A 25,794-nucleotide genomic window follows, 5' to 3' on the forward strand; every position below is an offset into this window, starting at 1 on the left:
GTTGCTCGCAATCGCAAATAGGTCAGTAGACGTCGCGCAGGTAGCGCCGCTGCTCACGCAGGGACTCCAGCCAGGCGTGCGCGTCCTCACGGCGCTTGCCGCCGTGGGTGGAGACGACGTCCACCAGCGCCTCGTGGACATCGGGGGCCATGCGCTGGGCGTCGCCGCACACGTAGAGGTGGGCGCCGCCTTCGAGCCATTCGTAGACGTCACGTCCGGACTCACGCAGCCGGTGCTGCACGTAGACCTTCTGCGCGCGGTCCCGCGAGAAGGCGAGCGACAGCCGGTGCAGCGTCTGCTTCTTCAGCGCCTCCTGCCACTCCGTCTGGTAGAGGAACTGGGTGCGGAAGTGCTGCTCACCGAAGAAGAGCCAGTTGCGGCCCTTCGCCCCGGTCTCCGCGCGCTCCTGGACGAAGGCCCGGAAGGGCGCCACGCCGGTGCCTGGGCCAATCATCAGCACGTCCTTGTCGCCGTCCTCCGGCAGCCGGAAGCGCTCGTTCGGTTCGATGAAGACGCGGACCGCGTCGGTGCCGGCCGCGCGCGTGGCCAGGTGGAACGACGCCGCGCCGAAGTGCCGCAGGTCGAAGGCCGTGTAGTCCACCACCGCCACCGTGAGGTGCGCCTCTTCACCCACGCGTTTGGCGCTGGAGGCAATCGAGTACAGCCGGGGCGTGAGCCGGCGAAGGGCCTGGACCAGCTCGGTGGCGTCCCAGGTGGCCTCGTGGGCGCGGAGCACGTCAATGACTTGATGTCCCGCCAGCAGCGCGCGGAAGGCCTCGGCGCGGCCCGGTTCGAGCACTTCGCGCAGCGCCGAACTGCCGGACAGCCTGGCGTGTCGCTCCAGGAAGGGGCGGTTGAGCTTCGTGATTTCCAGCTCGTCGCTCAGCCAGCGCGCCAGCGGGAGCGTGCGGCCCTCGCGCGTGACAGGCGCTTCGCCGTCCAGGCGCAGCTCGGACAGGAAGGACGCCACCAGCTCCGGCGGATTGTGGGGCCACACCCCCAGCGCGTCGCCAGGGGCGTACTCCAACCCGGAGCCCGCGAGCGACAGCTCCACGTGCCGCACGTCCTTGAGCGCGCCGCGCGCGGTGATGCGCTGGTTGAGCAGCACCTCCGCGGTGTAGGGCGCTTCCTTGGTGAACGCGGGCGCGGCGTGCGGCTCCCGCAGCGGCACGACGGTGGCCGTCACCGCCGCCCGCGGAGTCAATGCTTCGCGCGCCAGGGTGAAGGCCTGGTCGAGCCAGCCCTTGGCCACGGGCTCGAAGTCCACGTCGCAGTCGGCGCGCTCCAACAGCCGGCTGGCGCCCAGCTCCGCGAAGCGGATGTCGAGCAGCCTGCCCACTTCGCAGAAGCGCGGGTAGCTGGAGTCTCCCAGCCCGAGCACGGCGTAGCGCAGCCCCTCCACGCGAGGCGCGCGCTTGCCGAGGATGAACTCACAGAAGCCCCGCGCATCGTCCGGCGGGTCGCCGTCTCCCTGGGTGCTGATGACCACGCAGAGCAGCTTCTCCTTGGCCAGCTCCCGCACCGGATAGTCGCTGGCCCGGAACAGCCGCGCGGCGAGCCCGGCGGACTCCACCTGGTGCTTGAGGCGCTCGGCCAGGAGGCGGCTGTTTCCCGTCTGCGTCCCGTAGATGATGGTGAAGGGAGCGGCGGGCGCGGCCACGGGCGCGGGCGTCACGGGGATGACGGTGGCCTGGGGCGCACGGACGGCCAGGCCCGCGGTGTAGCCGCTCAGCCAGTGCAGGGCGGAGGTGTCCATCCCCTCCACGAGCTTGAGCAGCAGGGCGCTCTTGTCCTCACCCAGCAGCGCGTTGATGAACGGGGGCGCATGGGTGGCAGGGGATGCGCTCATCGTGCGGCCTCCCGGAGGGTGAGGATTTGGCCGAGGTGTTGCTCCAGGTCTTCGCTGGCTTCCAGCTCCAGCCACGCGGCGCCAGCGTCGCGGGCCTCCTCGCGCAGGGCCCGGCGCGTCTGGGGCGTGTCGCTGTGGACCAGGGCCACCAGTCCCGCCGCAGCGAGCGCCAGCGCCACCTCCACGTCACCGGGGGCGGTGGCGACATGCCAGCCCAGGTCGAACAGCCGGCGCTCCAACTGGAATGCGCGTGAGCCCGCGTCCGGCGTGGCGGGCAGCAGGACGATGGCGCCGGGCTGGCCCAGTCGTCCCCGCCGCTCGGGCTGCGTGACGAGCGAGGCGGCTACATCGCCCCGCGCGGAGTCCTCCACCGGCCCCAGGACCATGCCCGCCCCCACCGTGTCGTGGGTGAGCGCGTCGATGACGATGAAGGCGCCCGTGCGGCGGTTGTCGCGGTACGTGTCCGTCAGCAGCGGCCGACGGCACACCACCCGCACCCGGCCGATGTCGTTGAGCGACAGGGACTCGGCGGGCTGCTCGGACAGGTCCGCCAGCTCCTTGCGCCACAGCACCCGCTCGATGTGCGCGGGCGCGGTGCGTGAGGCCTGCTTCACCAGGTAGCGGCGCGAGCAGTCCAGCGGCTGCTCCCCGAACCACACGAGCATCGCGTCGAGCTGGTGGAGCGACAGCGGCGGCTGCGCCACGTGGGCCAGCATGTCGCCTCGGCTGGCGTCCACTTCGTCCGCGAGCCTCAGCGTGACGGACGCGGGGGACGCGGCCTCCTCCAGCGGTCCATCGAAGGTGTCGATGCCCGCCACGCGCGTGCGCCGCCCGGAGGGATGGACCTGGATTTCATCGCCGACGCGGACGGTGCCGGAGGCAATCTGTCCCGCCAGCCCGCGGTAGTCCTGGTGGGGCCGGAGCACGTACTGGACGGGGAAGCGGAAGGGCGCGTCGTCCTGCCGTCGCTGGTGGGGCAGCGACTCCAGCCACGCGAGCAGCGTGCCGCCTTCGTGCCAGGGCGTGCGGGCGCTGGGCCGGGTGATGTTGTCCCCGCGGCTGGCGCTGACGGGAAAGAGCCGCACGCCCTCGAAGCCGAGCGCGTGGGCGAAGTCCACCAGTTCGGTGCCGATGCGCTCGAAGGCGTCCCGGTCGAAGCCCGTGAGGTCCATCTTGTTCACCACCACGGCCAGGTAGGGGATGCCCAGCAGCGAGGCGATGTACGCGTGGCGGCGCGTCTGCGGCAGCACGCCCAGCCGCGCGTCCACCAGGATGACCGCCGCGTCCGCCGTGGAGGCGCCGGTGGCCATGTTGCGCGTGTACTGGATGTGGCCCGGCGTGTCCGCGACGATGACCTTGCGCCGCGGGGTGCTCAGGTAGCGGTAGGCGACGTCGATGGTGATGCCCTGCTCGCGCTCGGCGCGCAGGCCGTCCGTGAAGAGGGAGAAGTCCAGCTCCTCCTCGTCGGCGCCGGCCGCGGCCTTCAGGCCCTGGGCCAGCACCTGGGAGGGCACGGCCGCGGCGGCGGCGGCCCGCTTCGCGCTGGCCTTCCGCACGGCGGAGATCTGGTCCTCGAAGAGCCCGTCGCACTCGTAGAGGAGCCTGCCGATGAGGGTGGACTTCCCGTCATCCACGGAGCCGACCACGACGAGCCGGAGCAGCTCCCGGGCGGAGTGCTGGTCGAGCATCTGCTGCAAGCCGGTGTCCATTAGAAGTAGCCCTCGCGCTTCTTGAGCTCCATGGAGCCCTCTTCGTCGTGGTCGATGAGCCGGCCCTGTCGCTCGGACTGGCGGGCGTTCACCATCTCGTGGATGACGGTCTCCACCGTGGTGGCGGAGGACTCGATGGCGCCGCTGAGCGGGTAGCAGCCCAGCGTTCGGAACCGCACGCGCCGCAGCTCGGGTTTCTCGCCGGGCCGCAGCCGCATGCGCTCGTCATCCACCATGAGCAGCGTGCCGCCCCGGTCAATCACCGGGCGCTCCGCCGCGAAGTAGAGCGGCACCACGGGGATGCGCTCGCGCAGCACGTAGTGCCACACGTCCAGCTCCGTCCAGTTGGACAGCGGGAAGACGCGCATGCTCTCGCCCGCGTCGACGCGGCCGTTGAAGAGGTTCCACACCTCCGGCCGCTGGCGGCGCGGGTCCCACTGGCCATGCCTGTCCCGGAAGGAGAACACCCGCTCCTTGGCGCGGGACTTCTCCTCGTCGCGCCGCGCGCCGCCGAAGGCCGCGTCGAAGCCATGCTTCGCCAGCGCCTCCAGCAGCGACTGCGTCTTCATCGCGTGGGTGTACTTCTGGCTGCCGTGGTCGAAGGGGTTGATGCCCTCGGCCAGCGCGCGCTGGTTCTGGTGGACGATGAGGCGCAGGCCGTGGCGCGCCACGAAGGCGTCCCGGAACGCATACATGTCCCGGAACTTCCAGGTGGTGTCCACGTGGAGCAGCGGGAAGGGCAGGGGCGCGGGGTGGAAGGCCTTGCGCGCCAGGTGCAGCAGGACCTGGGAGTCCTTGCCGATGCTGTAGAGCATCACCGGGTTGGCGAACTCGGCCACCGTCTCCCGGAGGATGTGGATGCTCTCCGCCTCCAGCTCCGACAGGTGGGACGCCCGCGCGAACGTGTGCTCACTCATGACCGCCCTCCGCCACGCGCGCTGGCGTGTGTCCATGCTCCAAGGTTCCCTGCGCCACCAGTGAAGGCAGGCGCGCGCGCAACGATACGACCTCGCCCACGATGAGCAGCGACGGCGAGCCGAGCCCGTCCCGCGTCACCGCCTGGGCGATGTGGCGCAGCGGCGCCTCCACCACCCGTTGATGCTCCCAGGTCCCCGCCTCCACCACGGCGGCCGGAGTGGCCGCGGAGCGCCCCGCGCCGACCAATGCGCGCACCGTCTCCTCCAGCCGGCTCCCCGCCATGTAGAGGACCAGCGTCTGGGCCTTCGCAAGGAAGTCCCAGTCCGGCGCGCTGCCGCCCCGGTACGCGGTGGCGAACGTCACCGCGCCGGAGATGCCTCGGTGCGTGACGGGGATGGCCGCCGTCGCGGGCACGGCCGTCCCGGCGGTGAGGCCCGGCACGACTTCATAGGGGATGCCCGCTTCCTCCAGCGCGAGCGCCTCCTCGCCGCCGCGGCCGAAGACGAAGGAGTCACCACCCTTGAGCCGCACCACGCGGCGCCCCAGCAGCGCCTGGGCGATGAGGACGGCGTGAATCTCCTCCTGGCTCACGGAGTCGCCGCCGCCCTCCTTTCCCACGTAGATGAGCCGGGCGTGGGGCCTGGCATGCTCGAGCACCCCGGGGTGGACCAGCCGGTCGTGGACGACGGTGTCCGCCTCCCTGAGCACGCGCGCGGCGCGCAAGGTCAACAGCTCTGGGTCTCCCGGGCCCGCGCCGACCAGGAACACGCGGCCTCTCGTCTGCTCTCTCATGGTGTCTCTCCAGGAATCTTCAAGTGCTTCAGCTCCGCGCGGAGCTGCGTCCAGGCGGCCTTGCGCTCGCCCCGCTGCAGCAGCGCGCCGATGTCTCCCACCGCCACCTGCTTCAGCAGCCGCTGGCGCCCCGCGCCTCGGGGCAGGTGCTCGCGAAGCCAGCCGCTGAGTCGCGCCAGCCAGACGTGGTGTCGCGTCACCTGGGCGGTGAGCGTCTTGCGCAGGTGGCTGGCGAGCGCGGGGGCCCGCCCCGCGGAGGACACGGCGACGGTGATGGGGCCGCGCCTGCCGACGGAGGGCAGGGTGAAGTCACACAGCGCGGGTTCGTCCGCGGTGTTGACCCACAGGCCCAGGGTTCGGGCTTCGGTGGCCACCTGCCGGCTCACGGCCGCGTCGTCCGTGGCCGCGAGCACCAGGTGATGGCCGCGCACGTCGCCGGCCGCGTAGGGCCGGGGCAGCCACTCCAGGCGTCCGTCGGCCGCGAGCCGGCGCAGCGTGGCGGTGGCCTCCGGCGCGATGACGCGCAGCCGCGCGCCGGCGTCGAGCACCGCGATGGCACGGCCCTCCGCGATGGCGCCGCCGCCCACCAGCAGGACGGAGCGGCCCTCGAGCCGGAGGCACACGGGATAGTCCATGACGTGTGAAGGCATGGCGCGCGTCATCGGACCGGGTGGAGGCCGCACTCGCGGTTCTCCGCGGACTCCCACCACCAGCGGCCCGCGCGCTCGTCTTCGTAGGGCTTCACCGCGCGCGTGCAGGGCGCGCAGCCGATGGAAGGGTAGCCGCGGTCATGGAGCGCGTTGTAGGGCACGCCGTTCGCCCGGACGTAGGCCCAGATGTCCCGGCTGCTCCACGTGGCCAGCGGGTTGAGCTTGAGCAGCCCATGCGCGCTGTCCACCTCCAGCGTCGCCACGTCGGTGCGGGTGACGGACTGCTCGCGGCGCAGCCCCGTCACCCACGCCTGTTGGCCCGCGAGCGCGCGCGCCAGGGGCTCCACCTTGCGGATGGCGCAGCACGCCTTGCGCGCCGCCAGGCTCTGGCGGAAGGAGAAGTAGCCCTGCGTGGACTCCAGCGCCTCCACGCGCGCGCGCTCCGGGAAGTACGTCTCCACGGTGACGCCGTAGCGCTTCCGGACCACCTCCATGAGCTCGTAGGTCTCCGGGGGCAGGCGTCCGGTGTCGAGCGTGAAGAGGCGCAGGCTGGGCGCGTGCTGGCGCGCCAGGTCGATGAGGACCATGTCCTCCACGCCGAAGCTGGAGGCGATGGCCGCGCGCGCGCCGAAGCGGCGCTCGGCCCAGGCGAGGAGGTCCTGCGCGGGGGCGTCCTTCACAACAGAGGCTTCGGCGAGCAGGGCCGAGGCATGGGGCAGCGGGGGGGACATGGTGACTCCGGAAAAAGAAAAGGCCCGCCTCTTTCGAGGGCGGGCCGCACGAGCAAGAAGGTTCGAGAAGGACGCGCTACACGCTTCTCGATGCTCGGCACCCGCCTGAAGGCGGACACTCGGGACACGCACAGCACAGACAGCACGCGCCGCCCATGGCGCAGGCGTCATCACACCCGGCGGGGAGCGCGGGAGCGTGGGGGACACGGGCGTCGGTGGCGGTAAAGGACATGGGCGAGCGGTGCGGGGCTGGGAGCGGAAACGAAAACGGCCCGGTTCCTGGGAGAGGAGACCGGGCCGGGAGGAGCGCGAGGAGGGAGGCTTGGAAGGGCTTCCCGTATGCGCGTCAACAACCCAGGGCCGGCTGACGACAACAAGCACACGACAGACAGCAGCGGCTGGCAAACGGCGCGGCGGTCGGTGTGTGGGAGTGCGTCATCGCGAAGACCTACGCTAGCGGCTGTCTCATGCGCGCGTCAACCGGTCCTCCTCAAGGTGGTGTGCGGGCCTGGGCTTGCCCGAGGGGGACGGTCGCTCGTCCGCCCGCCTGGGGGGCGTGGCCGGGCGCCGTGGGGTGAACGTCCGCGTGGACGTGGGAAGGAGGCGGGGAGGCGGGCGCTCGTTGCCCATGCGGCAACGGGCATCACCTTTGCGGCAAGCCGCATTCACCTGTCACCCATGGAGGTCATTGATGGCGAGCACCAACAAGGACGTCGAGACGCTCAACTCGTTCCTGCGCGGCGAAATCTCCGCCGTGGAGACCTATCGTCAGGCAATCGGGCACGTCTCCGACGGACTGGCCCGTGACGCGCTGGAGTACTGCCAGCAAGACCACGAGCACCGGGTCGAGGAGATTCGAGAGCGCATCCTGAGGATGGGCGGTGAGCCCGCGGAGGGCTCTGGCATCTGGGGCACCTTCGCCAAGCTGGTCCAGGGCGGCGCGGACATCCTGGGCGAGAAGTCCGCCATCCAGGCGCTGGAGGAGGGCGAGGACCATGGCCTCGCCGACTACCAGCGCGACGCGGACCAGGTGCATGGCGAGGCCCGCCGCTTCGTGCGGACGGAGTTGATTCCCGCGCAGAAGCGGACGCATGAGCGGCTCAGTCGTCTCAAGCGCACCCTTCACTGAGGGCGCGCCGCGCGGATGCACGTCGGCCGGGCGCCTCGTTCCAGGCGCCCGGCCGGACTTTTCTCAAACCGTGCGACCCGACACCGGCTCGCAGCTCCAGAAAACCGCGACTGCCTCAGGCCCCGCGCGGCGCCCTGAACCCGCCCCTGGCGGGGTGCTGGAGCTTGCGCGCATGGCATGCGATACCTGGGGTTGGCTCGTCGCGTTTGGGGAGGCGGAGCATGTCGCCGGACCGCGGTTCATCGGAACGTGATTCACGCCCGGAGCAGGTCGCCGGCGAGGAAGCCCGGACCGTGCCCGCGACCTCCTCCTCCTCGCTGATGGACGCCAGCCACGCGGGGACGCTGAGCGCGGGCTGTGAAGCCCTCTTCCGCTCAACGGAGACGACGCTCCAGTGGGCCTGGCGGGTGCTGAAGTGCGCGAAGGCGGGTCCGGGCGCGGGCCCCCTGGCCATGTCCGCCCGTCAATGCGCGCTCGAGTTCCTGGACCGTGTCCCGCCTCACGTGCGCCGCGGCGTGGCGGAGCTCCTGGGGTACAGCAGCCTGTGGCAGGCGGTGTGTACGAGGCTGGGACGCCCGGTGGCGCGCTCCAACGAGGAGCTGCTGCATGAGTTGGGCGAGGACCTCCAGGTCCTGCTCCACGGCGCCCAGGCGCGGCTGGGGACCGCCGCCGCGCTGGAGCAAGGGCTCCTGGTTCATCTGGGGCGGCTGCGCGATTCCCGCCGGGGTGAGCCGGGCGCGCCACTGGAGCTGCGCGCGGCCCTGGACGCGTTCACCCACTCCCTGTCCGAGCTGATGACCGCGGCCAGCGCCTACCGGCGCGCGTGGGAAGCCGCCGAGACGGAGCTGTCCGAGTCCGCCGCGTGGCTGGGCGCCGGAGACCCGGGCTTCTGCTCGTGGATGGCGGACCACCTGTCCGAGACGGTCTTCGCGTGGCGCAACGCCCAGGTCTCCGTCCGCATGCTGCGCGAGCTGGGCGCGCTGTCCCAGCAGTCGTAGCCGGACGCCTGCCTCACGCCTCCACGAGGATGCGGTGCCGGTACAGCTCCAGCAGGACGTCCTCGGACAGGTCCGCCTGCTTGTGCTCGCGCAGGTGCTGGCGCACGGCGTCCACGGGCTCGCGCCCGGTGAAGTCGACCAGCAGGCCATAGGCCTCGCCGGGCAGGGCCACGGCGTCGTATTCGCTGTAGGCGCCCAGGGCCACGCTGCCGTCCTGCATCCACTGCACGGTGGCATCGGGGTTGAGCATGAGCGTGCGCGGCAGCTGGGGCGCCACGGCGGTGTGGTGGAGCTTCTCCAGCGTCTTCAGCTCGATGGTGCCATCCAGGCCCAGCAGCTTCTCCACGCCGTCCGGGGGCAGCGCCTTCACCAGGCGGTAGCACTCCCGGAAGTAGTCGAGCTCGAGGCCTTCGTAACCTTGCCACAGCGCCGCGTAGGCCTTGGCGGGCGGTGCGGTGTCATCCAGGTCCTCCACGGTGAGCGGCCCGGGCTGCGTCTCCGCGCGGTCCCTGCCGGACAGCACGTAGTCGGGGAGGAGCTGGAGCGCCGTCCAGCGCGACAGCTGGATTTCGGCCAGCGTCAGGTACGTCTTGAGGGACATCCAGAACTTGCGGCCGTCCGCGCCCGCCACGTACTTGCAGAAGAAGGTGGAGCAGACGGCTTCGCGGTAGGGCCAGATGGTGCAGCCGCCGCTGTCCGCGGAGAAGTAGCCGCAGCGCAGGGACGCGGCCCGGCCGAAGAACTGGTGGCTGTTCTTGTAGAGGAACTGGAACTTGGCGGGCGGCTTCACCCACTGCGGCGTGACGCCCACGCGGCTGGCGACCTTCGCCTCCATGCGGCGCCGGCCCTCGGCCAGCTCGGGGCGGTCATCGGACAGCAGCGCGCCCACCAGGTAGTTGGGCAGGCGCGGTGAGTAGGTGCAGCACTTGGTGTCCGGCCGGAACATGCGGCTCACGCCGTCCACGGAGGCGACGGCGCCCTGCGCGGTGTCCTGGCACATGGCGCAGTTCGAACAGGTGGCCTTGCGCTCCTCTGGGACGTCCTGCCGGAAGAAGTCAGGGAGCAGGTCGCGGTAGAGCAGGGGAAGGCTGTCGAGCAGGCGTGTCATGGCGGCTCCGGGGAGGTGTCCACCGACACGCCAGCCTCCCCGGCGCGGGTCTTCTCCCCGGAGCCTGACGAGCGGAGCGACGCGTCGCGCGGCCTAGAAGTAGCAGATGGAGTCGATGCCGCAGTAGCCCTGACGGTCGCCGCACTGACAGTGGTAGTCATCCGCACACAGCATTGGCGGGCAGAAAGGGCCACCCGGACCGCCGCCGCCACCCGTTTGATAGGTGTACTCGCACACGGAGTTCACGCAGGCGGCCGTCTGCGCGCTGGGACACGCGTTCGCGCACTGCCAGTCCTCGTCACAGAAGGACTGAAAACAGATGGCCAGCGAGGACTCGGCGCTCGCGCTGTTCTCACAGTGCGCCTCGGGCCCGGAGCGGACGGGGTCGGCGGTCGCGACGGTCGCGAACGTCAGCAACAGGGCGGCACTCCAGGCGAAGGGACGGCGGACGAGGGACATGGATGCTCCTGGCGCCGACACCTCGGGCGGGAGTGCGCGGGAATGTCGGGATGTCAAACAATACCAGGAGGCGCCTGGGGTGAACGCAGGGGTGCTGGCTCGCTTGCATTCAATGGCAGACATTCTGCCTGCCTCCGTGGGGCGCCGCGCCAAGATTCCGTCCTGACTGCTGCGCGGCGTGTCACGCCCGCTGCGCGCGCTTCTCATGGGCGCCGCGACGGGGCCCGTTCGCTGAGTCGTGTTCCACCCGCGCAGGCAGGCCAAAAAGCATGGCTGTCAGTGAAATCGCGCGATGGCCTGACGGTACAGGTGGCATGTCCGGTAGGCTACGGAGCCAATGCCGTGGGTCATCCCCCGTTGACCACCCGGAGGTGTGCCATGGACGGATCCGGTCCCCTCCCGTTTCCGGTTGAAGCCCAGGACGTTGGCGTCGTGGGACGCGTGCATGCGGCGTTGACGCATCAGTTCCCGCACCTGCATCCGGTGGCGCGTCACGCCATCAGCGGGCTCGTGCGCTTCTGCGACGGGTGGCGGCGTGCGTTCCCGGCGCGACAGCCGACGCAGGTGGTGCCCGCGTTGACGACGTGGGAGCAGTTCTTGACGACCGAGCCCCGCTCGCGCCGCATCATGGTGACGGTGCAGCCGCTGGGCGTGGACACGGCAGGCGGGGCGTGGGCGCCGGTGCTGCTGGCGGGTGTGGCGCGCTGGTACCGAGACATCCGCGGCGTGCGCCGGCAGAACCAGCCCCTGGACGTCTGGGTGGCGCGCCTGGGCCGGGAGGGCGCCGACGCACGCCAACGCGCTCAAGACGAGGACGTCCTCACCGCCGCCGTCACCTGTGAGGATGGTGGGGTCCGGGTGGTGCGGATGTCCCTGGACGACGCGGCGCTGACGCATGAGGCGGTGGCGGCGTTGCTGGCGCGCACGCCCAGCCGCACGCTGGCGGAGGCACGCCGGGATGGGTTGTTCCCGCAAGTGCTGGTGGACCGCGCCTCGCGAGGCGACAGCGCCTGGACGTCCCATCTGCTGACGTCGAGCGCCTGGTTCGGTGCGCGCGTGGACGCGGCGACGGGCGCGCTGGAGCTGAGCTTCGACCACCTGGTGATGGATGGCACCGCGATGGCCGAGCTCTCGCTGGCCGCCTCGAAGGGGTTGCCGCGCCGGGACGCCCGCGCGGCGCCGGGCGAGTGGCTCACCGGCCCCGAGGAGCCGTCGCCGCTGCTGCGCGTGGAGTTGCCGGAGGGGCTCGACTTCCGGAACCTCACCTGCGCGATGCTCCAGTCGGTTCAGCGGGCCGGCGAGGGCGTGTTCCCCGTCGACAATCCCACGCTGCTGGTGCCGGTGCTGCCCGCGTCGCCGCACGCCGTGGCGCGGAAGTGGCGGCGCATTGGTATCGCGGTGGTGCCCTCGCGGACGCGCACGGGGCCGATGACGCCCGCGCACGTCGCGCACCTGCTGGAGCAGACGCGGCGAGGCGGCGGCGTGCTGGAGGACATCTTCTCCACGCTGTACTCACCCGCGCTGCCGTGGTGGATGCCCTCGCTCACCACGCACGGCTTCGCCTTCACGCCCTTGCTGCGGCAGGTGCCCGCCGCCCTGGGCGGCAACGCCCTGTTGTCCAAAATCACCTTGGAGGTCGACGATGATGAAGCGCTGGCGCGGCACCCCCCGCTCTTCTTCAACACGATGCGGCCGCTGTGTGCCGTGGGGGGCGGCGTGGCCCTCTGCGTGACGGAGGTCCTCCACGCGACGCCCTCGGGCGTGCGCAAGCGCTACTTCGCGGCGCTCGCGGGCAGTGGTGCCCTGGGCACGCGCGAGCAGCTGCTGTCCTTCCGGGACGTGCTCGTCGCGGAGGCCGCCAGCAGGCTCCATCCGCGACGTCCGGCACTTCCTTGAACCTCCCTGGTCTTCCGTCACGAGAGCTCCCCATGGTCTCCCCCCACGACCCCGGACGCATCCGGCCGCGACCGCACCTCCAGTTCCCCTTCGACGCGAGCTTCCCGCGTATCTGGCACCCCAACGGCCCTGGCACCACGCACCTGTGGAACGGGCTCAACCTGCTCTTCCCCCAGGGCGAGCGGTTCTTCGTGCGCAGCGTCAACCACTACATGCCGCGGCTGGCGGACACGCCCGCGCTGCGCGCGCAGGTGAAGGCCTTCTTCGCGCAGGAAGGCCAGCACGCGCGCGAGCACCAGGACTACATCGAGCTGCTGGAGTCCCAGGGCTACGACCTCCACCGCTTCATGCGGTGGTACGACTCATTCCTCTGGGGCGTCATCGACGCGAAGCTCCCGCCGTCGCTGCGGCTGTCCATCACCGCCGCGCTGGAGCACTACACGGCGCTGATGGGCGAGAACACGCTGACGCTGGGCGTGTTCGCGGACGGCCACCCGGCGATGCGCGACCTCATCGAGTGGCATGCCGCCGAGGAGATTGAGCACAAGGCGGTGGCCTTCGACGTGCTACGGCAGGTGGCGCCGGGCTATGGGCTGCGCGTGCTGGGCATGGTGCTGGGCGGGGTGTCCCTCTTCGTCCTGTGGTTCGCCGCCACGGTGACGTTGCTGCGCCAGGAGCGCGGGCTGGGGTGGACGGGGCTGCTGCGCGAGCTGTGGCGCGCCCACCGGAAGGACCCGGTGCTGTTCCGCGTGCTGGGGCGGGGCTTGCGGGAGTACCTGCGTCCCTCCTTCCACCCGCTGGACAACGACAACCTCGCGCTGGCCAGGGCCCACCTGGCGACGTTGGAGGCGCCGCCCCCGGAGGCCCCGGAGCGCGAAGCTGCATAGCGGCGCGAGCGCACGCCTGCTGAGGAGGCATCCTGTGCGGCGGTTGTTCCCGGGTGGAACGTGCTGTGTACCGTGAAGGTTGCTGGCTCCTGCGATGCGCCGTCCGATGCCCTGGAGACTCCTGCTGGCCGTGCTGCTGTGTGGGGCCTTCCCGCTTCGAGCGGAGGCCTTCACGGTCCAGGACCACCGCGCGCTGACGGAGGCCGCGCTCGACGCGGCGGTGGCCGCGGGGGCCCAGGCGGAGTTGGAGGCCCACCGGGACTCCGTGGTGCATGGCGCCACCGCAGAGGACCTGAACCTCCACGTGAAATGGACGGGCTGGCACCACTTCTATCGGCCGGAAGGGGCGCTCTCCTCCGCGCTGCGGCGAGGCTCCGAGGAGCGGGTGCGTGCGCTCTGGGAGGACGCCTTGGAGGCGGCGCGCAACGGCGACCTGCCGCGTGCCTGGGACCGCGCCGGCCACCTGGCCCACCATCTCCAGGACATGGCGTCTCCGCCCCACGTCGTTCCGGTGAACCACGGGCTCACGGACCGCTTCGAGCGATACGGCGCCCGCGCCTCGCTGGGCCGCCTGCCTCGTCGCGAGGTGCCGCCGATGTCCGGGACGGACGCGCAGCGGGCGCTCGCACGGGAGACGCTGGAGGCCGTCAGGACCGAGTCCCTGGCGACGGAAGCGGGGGACGTGCTGCCCTGGAGCGCCTTCTGGTCCGAGCCCGACGCGGCGTCACCGGGCGCCTTTGGTGGCTATGGCCCGGTGGGCAACGCCTTCGGCCTCGGCGAGGTGCGGTGGAAGGGGCGGGTGCGGCGCATTCCTCCCGAAGCGTCGGCGGTTTTCATGGATGCGCGAGTGGCCTCGGCGGTGGCGTACTCCGGCGCGTTCCTGGCGTGGGCGGCGGAGCGCTTCGGGGAGGTGACGGCTCCGGATGCGGCGTTCGTCGCGCTGCGCGGCTTCCAGCCTTCGCCCGAGCTGTCGTTGGAGTTGCTGGGCGGAATCTATTCCGATGCGCTCGGCGCCGCGCCCGTCGCGGGCCTGCGGGGCTCGCTCCCGCTGCCTCATGGCCTGGGGCTGTCGGTGGACTGGACGCGCGGGTTGGAGGGCGGCGCGGCGCTTCGGTCCAGGCCCGTGGGGGGCTGGGCCTTCGCGGTCCTGTCTCCGCCGCTCATCGCCTGGCGGCCGAGCTATGCCTTCGGCGTGGACGTGCGTGCCTCCGCGGGCGTGGGGCTGCGCGCGTGGGAGGGCGGTGGCACGCGCCTGGGGGTTCCGGTGGGGCTGCGCGCGCACGTACCGCTGGGCGCGAACTTCGTCGCCAGCACGGAGGTGCTCTACCAGGGCCTGCGTCCCCCCGGCGTGACGTGGGCGCATGGGTTCTCCTGGTGCCTGGGGCTCGGGGTGGCCCTGGGGGACCGATGAGGCCGTTGGCGGTGCTTCCCGCTTTGTCGCGAGCGCTGCGCAGGCTCTGACGTGCGGCTGACACCTACCGTGGCTCCTGCCCGCACGTCCGGCAGGCGTCCCGGCGTGAACTCTTCACGCGCCGGGCCGACGCACGGTGATAAGGACGGCCCCGCTGTTACCCAGAGCCACGACCTCGACCCATGTCCAGCATGCACACCCTGCGTGGGGCTCCGGCCCTTTCTGACTTCAGGCTCGCCAAGCTCGTGGCCCAGTGCCGCGAGCGGGTGCCCTCCGTTTCGTCCATCTATGCGGAGTTCGTGCACCTCATCGACGCGCCGGTGCCCCTCTCGGAGGCGGACCTGACCACCCTGGGCCGCCTGCTCGACTACGGGCCTCGCGTGGCCACGGGCGCGCGCGCCGGCAGCCTGCTGCTGGTGCTGCCTCGGCCGGGCACCATCTCCCCGTGGTCCTCCAAGGCCACGGACATTGCCCACAACTGCGGCCTGGGCGAGCGCGTGCGGCGCATGGAGCGCGGCACCGCCTTCTTCCTCGCGGGCCCCGACGGGCAGGCGCTGCGGGACGCGGAGCTGGAGCACCTGAAGCCGGTGCTGCATGACCGGATGACACAGGCGGTGGTGGGGCGTCTGGAGGACGCGGCCATCCTGTTCGCCGGGCACACGCCCCGGCCCTTCACGACGGTGGACGTGCTGGGCGGAGGCCGCGCGGCGTTGGTGAGCGCCAACCGCGAGCTGGGCCTGGCCCTTGCCGACGACGAGATGGACTACCTGGTGGCGCGCTTCACCGAGCTGAAGCGCAACCCCACCGACGTCGAGCTGATGATGTTCGCGCAGGCCAACAGCGAGCACTGCCGGCACAAGATCTTCAACGCGAGCTGGAGCATCGACGGCGAGCCGCGGGAGCGCTCGCTCTTCCAGGCCATCAAGAACACCTACGTCCAGCACCCGGAAGGCGTGCTCGGCGCGTACAAGGACAACGCGGCCGTCATCGAAGGCTTTGAGGTGGACCGCTTCTTCCCATCCCCTGAAACCGGTGAGTGGGGCTCCGTGCGCGAGCCGGCCCACATCATGATCAAGGTGGAGACGCACAACCACCCGACGGCCATCTCCCCGTACCCGGGCGCCGCCACTGGCGCGGGCGGCGAGATTCGCGATGAGGGGGCCACCGGCCGTGGCGCCCGTCCCAAGGCGGGTCTCACCGGCTTCAGTGTGAGCCACCTGCGCATCCCCGGCTTCGAGCGGCCCTGGGAGCAGCCCTACGGCAAGCCGGACCGCATCGTCTCCGCGCTGGACATCATGGTGGACGGCCCGCTGGGCGGCGCGGCCTTCAACAACGAGTTCGGCCGGCCGAACCTCACGGGCTACTTCCGCAGCTACGAGGTGCAGGTCCCCACGCCCGCTGGCGTGGAGGTGCGCGGCTACCACAAGCCCATCATGATCGCCGGTGGCCTGGGCAACATCCGCGCGCCGCACGTGAAGAAGGGGCGCTTGCAGCCGGGCGACAAGCTCATCGTCCTGGGCGGGCCCGCGATGCTCATCGGCCTGGGCGGTGGCGCGGCGTCCTCCATGGCACAGGGCGCGAGCGCGGCGGACCTCGACTTCGCCTCCGTGCAGCGGGACAACGCGGAGATGGAGCGGCGCTGTCAGGAGGTCATCGACGGCTGCTGGGCGCTGGGCGACAAGAACCCCATCCGCTCCATCCACGACGTGGGCGCCGGCGGCTTGTCCAACGCGGTGCCGGAGCTGGCGCACGACAACGACCTGGGTGGGCGCCTGGCGCTGCGCGCGGTGCCCAACGCCGAGCCGGGCATGTCGCCGGTCGAAATCTGGTGCAATGAGGCGCAGGAGCGCTACGTGCTGGGCGTCGCGCCGGAGGACCTGGCCCGCTTCGCCGCGCTGTGCGAGCGGGAGCGCGCGCCCTTCTCCGTGCTGGGTGACGCCACCGCCGAGCAGACGCTGACGCTGTCGGACACGCAGTTCGGCAACGCGCCCATCGACCTGCCCATGGACGTGCTGTTCGGCAAGGCGCCGCGCATGCACCGCGACGTGACGTCGCGCCCGGTGTCGTTCGCGCCGCTGACGTTGGATGGCTCGCTGGCGGTGCTGGCGGAGCGCGTGTTGAGCCACCCCACGGTGGCGGACAAGAGCTTCCTCATCACCATCGGCGACCGCACCGTGTCCGGGCTCAGCAGCCGGGACCAGATGGTGGGCCCCTGGCAGGTGCCGGTGGCGGACTGCGCGGTGACGCTGTCCACCGTGACGAGCACCACAGGTGAGGCCATGGCCATGGGCGAGCGCACGCCGCTGGCCCTCATCGACGCGGCGGCCTCGGCGCGCATGGCGGTGGGCGAGGCGCTCACCAACATCGCCGCGGCCCGCATCGGCAAGCTGTCCGACGTGAAGCTGTCCGCCAACTGGATGGCCGCGGCGGGCAGCCCGGGCGAGGACGCCAGCCTCTACGCCGCCGTCCACACGGTGGGCATGGAGCTGTGCCCCGCGCTGGGCCTCACCATCCCCGTGGGCAAGGACTCCATGTCCATGCGCACCGTCTGGGAGGAGGGCGGCGCCCGCAAGGCCGTGACGTCGCCGGTGTCGCTCATCATCTCCGCGTTCGCGCCGGTGTTGGACGTGCGCAAGTCCCTGACGCCGCAGCTCGTGGACGTGGCGGCCGACACGCGGCTGCTCTTCATCGACCTGGCGCGCGGGAAGCAGCGCCTGGGCGGCTCCGTGGTGGCGCATGTCCACGGGCAGGTGGGGCCGGAGAGCCCGGACGTGGAGGACCCCGCGCTGCTGCGCGGCTTCTTCGCCTCGGTGCAGGCGCTCAGCGAAAGCGGCGCGCTGCTGGCGTACCACGACCGCTCCGACGGCGGCCTCTGGGCGACGCTGTGCGAGATGGCCTTCGCGGGCCGGTGTGGTCTGGACGTGGACCTGGCGCCGCTGGGCGGTGACGTGACGGCGGCCCTCTTCAATGAGGAGCTGGGCGCGGTGGTGCAGGTGCGCGCCTCGGACGTGGCGCGTGTGCGTGAGGTGCTGGCGCAGCAGGGCTTGTCGCGGGACGTCCACGAGCTGGGCCGCCCGGTGACGGCGTTGCAGGTGCGCGTGCGCCATGGGGACGACACGTTGTTGTCGGCGGACACGTTGGCGTTGCGACGCACCTGGTCTCGCGTCAGCCATGAGATTCAGAAGCTGCGCGACAACCCCACCTGTGCGGACCAGGAGGCGGCCGCGAGGAGTGACGCCGCGGACCCGGGACTTTCGCCGAAGCTGACGTTCGACCCGGCCCAGGACGTGGCCGCACCCTTCATCTTGAAGGGGGCCCGTCCTCGCGTGGCCGTGTTGCGGGAGCAGGGCGTCAACAGCCAGCAGGAGATGGCCGCGGCCTTCACGCGGGCGGGCTTCGCCGCGGTGGATGTCCACATGAGCGACGTCCTGTCGGGGCGGGTGTCGCTCGAAGGTTTCAAGGGCGTGCTGGCGTGTGGCGGCTTCTCCTACGGTGACGTGCTGGGGGCCGGTGGCGGGTGGGCGAAGTCCATCCTCTTCAACCCGCGCGCGCGGGACGCCTTCGCCGCCTTCTTCGCGCGGCCGGACAGCTTCGGCCTGGGCGTGTGCAACGGCTGCCAGATGATGTCGCAGCTCAAGGACATCATCCCGGGCGCGGAGCACTTCCCCCGCTTCGTGCGCAACGCCTCCGAGCAGTACGAGGCGCGCCTGTCCCTGGTGGAGGTGTCGAAGACGCCATCGCTCTTCTACCAGGGCATGGAAGGCAGCCGGATGCTCATCGTCACCTCGCACGGCGAGGGCCGCGCGGAGTTCCCCAGCACGGAGGACGCCGCCCGCGTCAACGGGCAGGGGCTGGTGACGACGCGCTGGGTGGACAACCACGGTCGGGTGGCGGAGACGTATCCCGCCAACCCCAATGGCTCACCCCACGGCATCGCCGGCCTGACGACGCGGGATGGGCGCTTCACCATCACCATGCCGCATCCGGAGCGTGTACACCGCTCCGTGCAGCACTCGTGGCGGCCTCGCGAGTGGGGCGACGACGGCCCCTGGATGCGCATGTTCCGCAACGCCCGCGTCTGGCTGGGCTGAGCGCCGCGAGGGCACCGGGCGGGGAGGAGGGCCGGCGTATCACCCGGCCCGCTCTCCCATTCCGTGTTGAGGCTACGCCTTCACCAACTCCAGCGGCTGCCCCTCCGGGACGTGCTTCATGGACACCGAGTTCATGCAGTAGCGCAGGCCGGTGGGCGGCGGCCCGTCGGGGAAGACGTGGCCCAGGTGCCCGTCGCAGCGCGCACAGCGGACCTCGGTGCGAACCATTCCGTGTGAGACGTCCTGGATTTCCGTCACCGCGTCGGCCACCACCGGCTGCGTGAAGGACGGCCAGCCCGTGCCGGACTCGAACTTCGTGCCCGCCTTGAACAGGGGATTGCCGCAGCCCGCGCACACGTAGGTGCCCGGCGTCTTCGTGCCCAGGAAGCACCCGGAGCCAGGTCGCTCGGTGCCGTGGCGGCGGAGGACTTCATACTCCTGGGGGCTCAAGCGCTTGCGCCACTCGTCGTCGCTGAGGGTGAGCTTGTCGACCATGCCTTCCTGCTCCTTGTCCGGGCCCGGACCGGGGCCCACGCGCACTTCAGATGCGCATCCTGCCCCAGCGTCGCGCCTGGTGGGCGGCAAGGTGTGAGAAGGCCTGTCCGGCGCCTCGCTCCAGGGACAGGCGTAATCTGGGAGGCAGCGACGGGGCGCCGGGGTTCAACGAGGGTGGGGAGGGGCGTCATGCCAGGCAAGGAGCGTGCAATGCGGATTGGCGAGCTGATGACCAAGAACCTGGAGACCATCGAAGCAGGTGAGCCCATCCGGGCCGCGGCGCTGCGGATGCGCACGTGCAACATCGGCTCCCTGCCGGTGCTGGAGGGTGGGCAGTTGGTGGGCATGCTGACGGACCGGGACATCGCGGTGCGGTCCGCGGCGCTGGGGCAGGACCCGAACACCACGCCCGTGCGCGAGGTGATGACGGCCACGGTCATCACCTGCGACGTGGACGCGACGCTCGAGGTGGCGGAACGGACGATGGAGGAGAAGATGGTGCGCCGCCTCGTGGTGGTGGATGGCGAGCGGCGGCCGGTGGGGCTCTTGAGCCTGGACGACCTGGCCACGGTGCCGGAGGAGGTCCTGCACGCGGGCGAGGTGCTGGAGCGGCTCCAACAGGGCTGAGGCCTCGGGGCGCGAGCGGCGCGCTTCACCGCCCGCGCCCCGGTGTCACCTTCAGGCGTCCGGGGCCGGACGACACGCGGCGACGAGCTCCGCCGCCGCGTCCTCCCACGGGACGTCCCGCTGCGCGCCAGCTCGTTGCCGCAGGCGGACGTTGCCCGCGGCCACCTCCCGTGCGCCCGCCACCACCAGCCACGGGACGCCCGCCGCGTGGGCATCCAGGACCTTGCGGGACAGGGACTCACCCCGCCGGTCCACGCTGGCGCGGCAGCCCGCCGCCTGGAGCTTCGCGGCGAAGCGCTCGGCGTAGTCGACCGCGCCTTCACCCACGGCGGCCACCACCACCTGTTGCGGCGCCAGCCATGCGGGCAGCGCGCCGCCGTGGTGCTCCAGCAGGACGCCGATGAAGCGCTCCAGGCTGCCGAGCAGCGCGCGGTGAAGCATCACCGGACGGACGCGGGCCCCCGAGGCGTCGATGTAGTGGAGGTCGAAGCGCTCCGGCAGCACGAGGTCCAACTGGATGGTGCCGCACTGCCACGCGCGCCCCAGCCGGTCCTTCAAGACGAACTCCAGCTTGGGCCCGTAGAAGGCCCCCTCGCCCGGCTGCATGTGGCAGTGGAGCCCCGCTTCCTTCGCGGCCAGGAGGAGCCAGGACTCGGCCTTGTCCCAGAGCGCATCGCGCCCCGCGCGCGACGCGGGCCGGCCGGAGAAGGCCACCTGGACGTCGTCGAAGCCGAAGCCCGCGTAGAAGTCCTTCAGCGAGCGGGCGAAGCGGACGACCTCCGGCACCACCTGCGGCTCGGCGCAGAAGATGTGGCCGTCATCCTGGGTGAACTGCCGCAGGCGGAACAGGCCGTGGAGCGCGCCGCCGGGCTCCGCGCGGTGCACCAGCCCGAACTCGCCCAGGCGCAGCGGCAAGTCCCGGTAGCTGGGCGCCATGCGCTGCACCAGCTCGATGTGGCCGGGGCAGCTCACCGGCTTCACCCCCAGGTGCCGCGCGCCGTCCTCCACCAGGAACATGTGCTCCCGGAAGTTGTCCCAGTGGCCGCTGCGCTCCCACAAGGGCTGCGCGTAGAGCTGTGGGGTGCGGACTTCCTGGTAGCCCTCGCGCCGCATGCGCTGGCGGACGTGCTCCTCCAGCAGCCGGTACAGCAGCAGTCCACGCGGGTGCCAGAACACCATGCCGGGGGCCTCTTCCTGCAGGTGGAAGAGGTCCAGGCGCTGGCCCAGCGCGCGGTGGTCGTGTTCGTCGAGCATTGCTTCGTCTCCGATTCGGAAGGGTGAAACGCCATCCGGTCGGAGCGCTGAGCGAGCGCACGGTTGCCCCGGCCGGAGAAGGCGGGGCAGGGAACCGTGCGTTCGTCAGCTCACCCCATGACGCGCACGGCTCCACGCCCGCCGAAGCGAGTCGTGGTGCCGGTGGTCGTGGTGGTGATGACGAAGCTCACGGCGAAGAAGATGCGAGCGGCGCGGGGAATTGTCAACTCGGCCCCCGCGCCGCCGCGAGGGCCTGCGCAGGGGCTGCTACGCCAACAGCGACGCGAGCCCGATGAGGCCGGCGATGAGGAAGAACAGCGACTCACCGGCGATGAGGCCGCCGCCCATGAGGGACATGGTGCTCATGTCCTCCGGGAGGGCCTCGCCTTCACCCGGGCTGCCACTCACCGCTGGCTGCCCGCGCTTGGAGAACGTGTTCCAGACGGACGTCACGATGCCTCCCGCGCCGAACCACAGCGACACCGGGAACGCCACGAAGCCGCCGAACGACGACGCGTAGGGGCTGGGCAGCAGGAGGGCGTCCACCGTCCAGCCGACGGCGAAGCCCGCGCGAGAGCCCTTCACGTACCGCTGGTAGCGCGCGTTGCCTCGCACCACCTTGCGCAGCAGCTCGTAGATGAAGCCGATGGCCAGTCCGAGGAGCAGGGCGCTCACGACGGCCTGCGACAGCGAGCCGAGGTCGCGGATGGCGCCCACCAGCTTGTACGTCATCGCGGAGCCCCACTGGCCCACCTCTGCGTTGGGGTTGTCCAACTGGTTGATGGTGAGCGCCGGGTAGGCCGTCATGAACACGCGCGCCAGGCCCACGCACAGCAGCGCGCCCATGATGACGCCCAGCACCTGGTAGCGGAACTGGGTGACGCGGTTGGTGCCCAGGCGCCAGCCGGTGGAGCGGTCCTGCTGCATGTCGCAGCCCACCGAGGTGGAGATGAGCAGGATGGTGGCGGCCATCATGCCCACCAGCGGGACGCGCAGGCCCATCATGGACATCATCAGCACGGAGATGACGAAGGCGCTGGAGATGGGGTTCTGGTCGGTGATGCCGAAGGAGATTCCGTTGATGAGCACGAACAGCAGGGCCAGCAGCATGCCGAAGAGGAGCCAGCCGACGGGCTGGTCCAGCACCTGCGTGCCCACCACCAGCGTCGCGCCGCCCCAGACGCCCACCCAGGCCAGCAGCCGGGGGATGTTGACCTTCTTCCAGGACTCCTCCGCCGCTTCGTCCTTCGTCGCGGCCCGCTCGCGGATGCGCTTCGCCGCCTGGACCGCCAGCAGCGACAGGTCCACCACGGCCGCGCCGCAAATCATCCCCAGGCCGATGACGAAGCCGATTTTACGGAACGGGTCCTGAGGGCCGAGCCAGCCCATCTCCCGGAGGGTGGGCATCAGCACCGCGCCGATGACGGCCATGACGATGGCCGGGACGGTGATGCGGCTGCCGACAATCATGCCCGCGCCCAGCGTCGCCGCGCTGGTGCCGAGGGAGGCGACGAAGGCCACCTTCTCCGTCATCCACGCCGCCAGGGCGCCCAGCAGGGTGCCGCCGCCCAGCTTGGAGATGGACGCCTTGAGCAGGCGCTTGTCCGTGAGGGCGCGCAGGATGTTGGCCACCGCCAGCCCGGACGGATAGTCGAGCTGGAGCTTGTCCACGAGCAGCGGCGTGTAGAGCATGCCCACGCCCACCGCGAACATGCCCACGCAGCCGACGAAGAGCATGAGCTTCCAGGCGGCGGGCATCTCCATGCCCAGCCACACCATGGACTGGATGAGCACGGACATGGCGCACAGCGAGGCCACCGACGCGGCCATCGTCTGCATGTAGTTGGCGCCGTGCTTGCCCTCCGCGCCGTACCCGTAGGTGACGGCGCTGCCGAGGATGCCGGCCAGCACCTGGCCGCCGACGAAGAAGCCCACGCTGAAGTTCATGTACGAGGCGGCGATGCCGCCCAGGGGCCCCAGGACGAACAGGGCCACCGCGCTCAGCAGCAGGTGGTACTTCCACGTCCCCACGGGGGGCAGCCATTGGAAGCGACGTTGGGAGGGCTCCGCGAGGGTGCCACCCGAGGACGGGGAAGGGGGCTCCGGAGGGAGCGAGGGGGCGGATAATGACATTCGGCGCCGAAGGGTACCGGCCTTCCACGCTCCTGTCACAACCTGGGCCGTCGGGTGAGGGGGACGGTCCGCCCGCTCGCCCGGACGTTGGAGAAACGCCGCACCGCGCGTGACGCATGGCAACATCCGCCGCCATGCGATTCACCCTGCACCGGGGCGTCAGCCTGGCCGTGCTCGCCTCGGCCCGGACGGAGGCCGACCACCATGAGGACCTGGGCTGCAGCATCCAGGGGCCCACCGCGCGTCCTGTCCGCCGTGCCTTCCTCCCGCTGAAGCGCCACGTCGCCACGCTGGGGCGCGAGGGCGCGCTGCACGACGCGGAGGCCCTGGTGCGCTGGCTGGAGGACACCCCACGCTATGCCGCGCTGTGCGTGGGGAAGCAGCGGCGCATGGGGCGCCGCGTGTTGCGCCCCGACGTGCTGTTCCCGGAGGCCACGCGACACCGGCCGCACGTGCTGCACCTTCGCCAGGAAGCGCTGGGCCTGGATGTGCCCGTGCGTGCGCCCGAGTGGCCCGCCGTGGCGGACTTCTTCGCGGCGCTCGCGCGCGGCGCCACGCGCGCGGAGCTTCGGGCCTTCGCGGCGCTGCCCGTGCTGGCGGAGTTGGTGGCGGACCTGGGGCAGGCGGGCTGGCTCGTGCGCCATGAAGCGCCCGTGGAGGTTCCCGCGCCCGGCGCGCTCTTCGTGGGGCACAACACGGTGCTGGTCACAGGCCGTGAGGGGCGCGTGCTGGTGGACCCGTATTTCCGGCCCGAAGGCGCGGTGGACTTGCCGGGCTATGCGGCGATGCAGCCGCGCGACGTGGGGCGGGTGGACGCGGTGGTCATCACCCATTCACATGGGGACCACTTCCACCTGGGCTCGTTGCTGCAGTTGCCTCGCGACACGCGCATCTTCGTGCCGGCGGTGGCGCGTGAGAGTCTCTTCTCCACGGACTGCGCCTTGCGGCTGTCGCAGCTGGGCTTCACGCGCGTGGAGCCCCTGCGCTGGGGCGAGTCCCGGCAGGTGGGCGACGTCACCGTGCGCGCGCTGCCGTTCTACGGCGAGCAGCCCACGGACGGCGAAGGCCCGTACCCGGACCTCTTCAACGAGGGCAACGCGTGGCTGGTGCGGGCGCCCGGCTTCTCCGCGGCGTTCTTCGCGGACTCGGGGCATGACGTGCGTGGGGACATGGCGGCGGTGTGCCGGCGCGTGCGCCGCGAGGCTCCGGTGGACGTGCTCTTCTGCGGCGTCCGCGGGTTCCGGCTGGCGCCCATCTTCTTCGGCTTCACCACGCTGGAGGCGTTCCTGGTCAACGTCCCCCGCGCGATGCTGAAGGCGCCGCAGCGGCTCATGGCCGGGCCGGAGGAGGCGCTGCGTTATGGCGCCTTGCTGGGCGCGCGCTACGTGGTGCCCTGCGCGGATGGTGGGGCGCCCTGGTACTGGCGCGAGGGCATGGGGCCTCGCTACGCGGGCTATCCTGGCGAGCCCGTGAGCGGCGCCAGCCACCTGGATGAGAACCCGGACGCCGACCCCTATCCGGAGCGGCTCGCCGAGGTCCGGCGGACGATGAAGGACGCGCCCAAGCCCCTGGTGCTGCGGCCGGGAGAGTCGCTGCGCTGGAAGGGCGCGCGGACGCCGGAGGTGGTGCGCCACCCCGGCTTCGTGTGGCCCTACGGCGACGCGGCCTGACGTGTCCGCCGCGCGGGCACTCAGCGCGCGGCGAGCCGGGACCTGCCGCGCACGAGCTGCACCACGTACACCCCGGCGACCACCGCGAAGCACACGGTGGCCAGCGTCAGGTACCTGCCGATGAGCTGGTGCTCGCCCCAGTCGTGGGGCATCCCCACCAGCTTGCTGGCGTCGCTCAGGCCCACGCCCTCCATCCTGCCGAAGGGAATGGCGCTGAAGTCCTTCTTCGACTCCCACCACGTGAGGAAGCCGTCCATGAGCGACAGCGCGCCGAGCCCCAGGAAGCCCCAGCGCAGGGCCTGCTTGTGGAGGTAGCTGCCCGCCGGGGCGTAGAGGGTCAGCATCATCACCGTGCCCAGCACCATCATCCCGCCATCGCCGTTGAAGGTGATGAGCATGTCCACCGTCTGCGGTGACAGCAGCAGCGTCCCCACGGCTTGAAGCGCCAGCAGGACGGCGGCGCAGGCCACCCACAGCCACTGGCGGCGCCTGAACCCCCACCACGCCCACGCGCCCAGCGCCGCGGCGAGCATCAGCGCCAGGAAATAGGAGCGGCCGAAGAGGGCGGTCACCCACAGCGATGGGAACGCGGACCGGCCGCAGAACCAGGCCGTCATGGCGTGGCCCAACTCATGGAACGGCATGGTGATGAGACGGGCCGCGAAGGCGCCGAAGTTGCCGCTCAGCACCCCGTAGGACACCAGGAGGGCCACGGGGATGGCCCAGGTGCGCAGGCGGTGCTCGAACGCGGCCTCCTCCGCGTCAACGTCCCAGGCGGGCGTCTCCGGTGGCAGCACGTCCGAGCGCAGGTCGGGCGTCTCCAGCCAGGCGGGGTCGACGAGCGGCGGTGCTTCCTCGTGCGCCACGGCGGGGGCTTCCTCTCGCTGCCGCGCCGCCCGGGCCTCCGCCTTGGCGTAGATGATGCCGCAGCGGGGACACTCCGGCCCGGCGGCGCGGGGGGACTGGCAGCGGGGGCAGGCCTGGGGC

Annotated in this window: 20 protein-coding genes; 8 read left to right on the forward strand and 12 right to left on the reverse strand. The window is 71.4% G+C overall.

Annotated elements, in window-relative coordinates; all coding sequences use genetic code 11:
* Window positions 1–22 precede the first annotated feature (22 nt).
* From HV826_RS05860 to HV826_RS05885, 6 genes are read right to left on the reverse strand one after another with little or no spacing between them, the layout of a single operon-like run.
* Complete coding sequence (locus HV826_RS05860) at window positions 23–1,849, reverse strand: assimilatory sulfite reductase (NADPH) flavoprotein subunit (RefSeq protein WP_176416013.1); 1,827 nt, start codon at window positions 1,847–1,849, stop codon at window positions 23–25.
* Window positions 1,846–3,558, reverse strand: a complete 1,713-nt coding sequence (locus HV826_RS05865; protein WP_176416014.1) for a GTP-binding protein — start codon at window positions 3,556–3,558, stop codon at window positions 1,846–1,848. The genes HV826_RS05860 and HV826_RS05865 overlap by 4 nt, the downstream gene beginning before the upstream one ends.
* On the reverse strand, window positions 3,558–4,475 hold the full coding sequence (cysD, locus tag HV826_RS05870; RefSeq protein WP_176416015.1) for a sulfate adenylyltransferase subunit CysD: 918 nt from the start codon (window positions 4,473–4,475) through the stop codon (window positions 3,558–3,560). Before cysD ends, HV826_RS05865 begins: the two co-directional genes overlap by 1 nt.
* The gene (gene cobA, locus HV826_RS05875) at window positions 4,468–5,268 is read right to left on the reverse strand and encodes a uroporphyrinogen-III C-methyltransferase (RefSeq protein WP_176416016.1); all 801 of its coding nucleotides are present in this window, start codon (window positions 5,266–5,268) and stop codon (window positions 4,468–4,470) included. Before cobA ends, cysD begins: the two co-directional genes overlap by 8 nt.
* Window positions 5,265–5,930, reverse strand: a complete 666-nt coding sequence (locus tag HV826_RS05880; protein ID WP_176416037.1) for a bifunctional precorrin-2 dehydrogenase/sirohydrochlorin ferrochelatase — start codon at window positions 5,928–5,930, stop codon at window positions 5,265–5,267. The genes cobA and HV826_RS05880 overlap by 4 nt, the downstream gene beginning before the upstream one ends.
* The gene (locus HV826_RS05885) at window positions 5,927–6,649 is read right to left on the reverse strand and encodes a phosphoadenylyl-sulfate reductase (protein WP_176416017.1); all 723 of its coding nucleotides are present in this window, start codon (window positions 6,647–6,649) and stop codon (window positions 5,927–5,929) included. The genes HV826_RS05880 and HV826_RS05885 overlap by 4 nt, the downstream gene beginning before the upstream one ends.
* 691 nt (window positions 6,650–7,340) lie before the next feature.
* Between HV826_RS05885 and HV826_RS05890 the strand changes: the two genes are divergently transcribed.
* Together HV826_RS05890 and HV826_RS05895 are read left to right on the forward strand one after the other, a co-directional pair.
* Window positions 7,341–7,778 (forward strand): DUF2383 domain-containing protein, encoded by a 438-nt coding sequence (locus HV826_RS05890; protein ID WP_176416018.1) that lies wholly within the window; start codon window positions 7,341–7,343, stop codon window positions 7,776–7,778.
* 293 nt (window positions 7,779–8,071) lie between these two features.
* Window positions 8,072–8,776: a hypothetical protein gene (locus HV826_RS05895; protein WP_368670846.1), complete on the forward strand. Its 705-nt coding sequence runs from the start codon at window positions 8,072–8,074 to the stop codon at window positions 8,774–8,776.
* Window positions 8,777–8,789: 13 nt separating this feature from the next.
* Here HV826_RS05895 and HV826_RS05900 read toward each other — a convergent pair whose 3' ends face one another.
* Both HV826_RS05900 and HV826_RS05905 read right to left on the reverse strand, forming a co-directional pair.
* Window positions 8,790–9,884, reverse strand: coding sequence for a hypothetical protein (locus tag HV826_RS05900; RefSeq protein ID WP_176416020.1), 1,095 nt, complete (start codon window positions 9,882–9,884; stop codon window positions 8,790–8,792).
* Between the two features lie 93 nt (window positions 9,885–9,977).
* Complete coding sequence (locus tag HV826_RS05905; RefSeq protein WP_176416021.1) at window positions 9,978–10,343, reverse strand: hypothetical protein; 366 nt, start codon at window positions 10,341–10,343, stop codon at window positions 9,978–9,980.
* A gap of 432 nt (window positions 10,344–10,775) precedes the next feature.
* Here HV826_RS05905 and HV826_RS05910 point away from each other — a divergent pair, with 432 nt between their 5' ends.
* The 4 genes from HV826_RS05910 (at window position 10,776) to purL (ending at window position 18,628) form a co-directional block, all read left to right on the forward strand.
* Complete coding sequence (locus HV826_RS05910; RefSeq protein ID WP_368670847.1) at window positions 10,776–12,239, forward strand: hypothetical protein; 1,464 nt, start codon at window positions 10,776–10,778, stop codon at window positions 12,237–12,239.
* A gap of 32 nt (window positions 12,240–12,271) precedes the next feature.
* Window positions 12,272–13,126 carry a metal-dependent hydrolase gene (locus HV826_RS05915; protein ID WP_176416023.1) on the forward strand — a complete coding sequence of 285 codons (855 nt, stop codon included), beginning with the start codon at window positions 12,272–12,274 and terminating at the stop codon, window positions 13,124–13,126.
* Window positions 13,127–13,232: 106 nt separating this feature from the next.
* Entirely contained in the window at window positions 13,233–14,537 is a 1,305-nt protein-coding gene (locus tag HV826_RS05920) for a hypothetical protein (protein ID WP_255217057.1), read from the forward strand.
* A 182-nt stretch (window positions 14,538–14,719) separates the two neighbouring features.
* Window positions 14,720–18,628 (forward strand): phosphoribosylformylglycinamidine synthase, encoded by a 3,909-nt coding sequence (purL, locus tag HV826_RS05925; RefSeq protein WP_217918510.1) that lies wholly within the window; start codon window positions 14,720–14,722, stop codon window positions 18,626–18,628.
* Window positions 18,629–18,700: 72 nt separating this feature from the next.
* Here purL and msrB read toward each other — a convergent pair whose 3' ends face one another.
* Window positions 18,701–19,123, reverse strand: a complete 423-nt coding sequence (gene msrB, locus HV826_RS05930; protein WP_176416025.1) for a peptide-methionine (R)-S-oxide reductase MsrB — start codon at window positions 19,121–19,123, stop codon at window positions 18,701–18,703.
* 210 nt (window positions 19,124–19,333) lie between these two features.
* On the opposite strand from msrB, the gene HV826_RS05935 reads away from it, so the two are divergent.
* Window positions 19,334–19,750, forward strand: a complete 417-nt coding sequence (locus HV826_RS05935; RefSeq protein WP_176416026.1) for a CBS domain-containing protein — start codon at window positions 19,334–19,336, stop codon at window positions 19,748–19,750.
* Between the two features lie 51 nt (window positions 19,751–19,801).
* Here the strand turns inward: HV826_RS05935 and thrS are convergent, their stop codons facing one another.
* Both thrS and HV826_RS05945 read right to left on the reverse strand, forming a co-directional pair.
* Entirely contained in the window at window positions 19,802–21,004 is a 1,203-nt protein-coding gene (gene thrS / locus HV826_RS05940; RefSeq protein WP_176416027.1) for a threonine--tRNA ligase, read from the reverse strand.
* 267 nt (window positions 21,005–21,271) lie between these two features.
* Window positions 21,272–23,035, reverse strand: a complete 1,764-nt coding sequence (locus HV826_RS05945) for an OPT/YSL family transporter (protein WP_176416028.1) — start codon at window positions 23,033–23,035, stop codon at window positions 21,272–21,274.
* A 236-nt stretch (window positions 23,036–23,271) separates the two neighbouring features.
* Here HV826_RS05945 and HV826_RS05950 point away from each other — a divergent pair, with 236 nt between their 5' ends.
* Window positions 23,272–24,807: an MBL fold metallo-hydrolase gene (locus tag HV826_RS05950; protein ID WP_255217058.1), complete on the forward strand. Its 1,536-nt coding sequence runs from the start codon at window positions 23,272–23,274 to the stop codon at window positions 24,805–24,807.
* A 20-nt stretch (window positions 24,808–24,827) separates the two neighbouring features.
* Here HV826_RS05950 and HV826_RS05955 read toward each other — a convergent pair.
* The coding region (locus HV826_RS05955; protein ID WP_176416030.1) for a hypothetical protein at window positions 24,828–25,794 on the reverse strand (967 nt) is incomplete at its 5' end.

The sequence above is a fragment of the Myxococcus sp. AM010 genome, from assembly GCF_013372585.1.
Taxonomy (GTDB): Bacteria; Myxococcota; Myxococcia; order Myxococcales; family Myxococcaceae; genus Myxococcus; species Myxococcus vastator.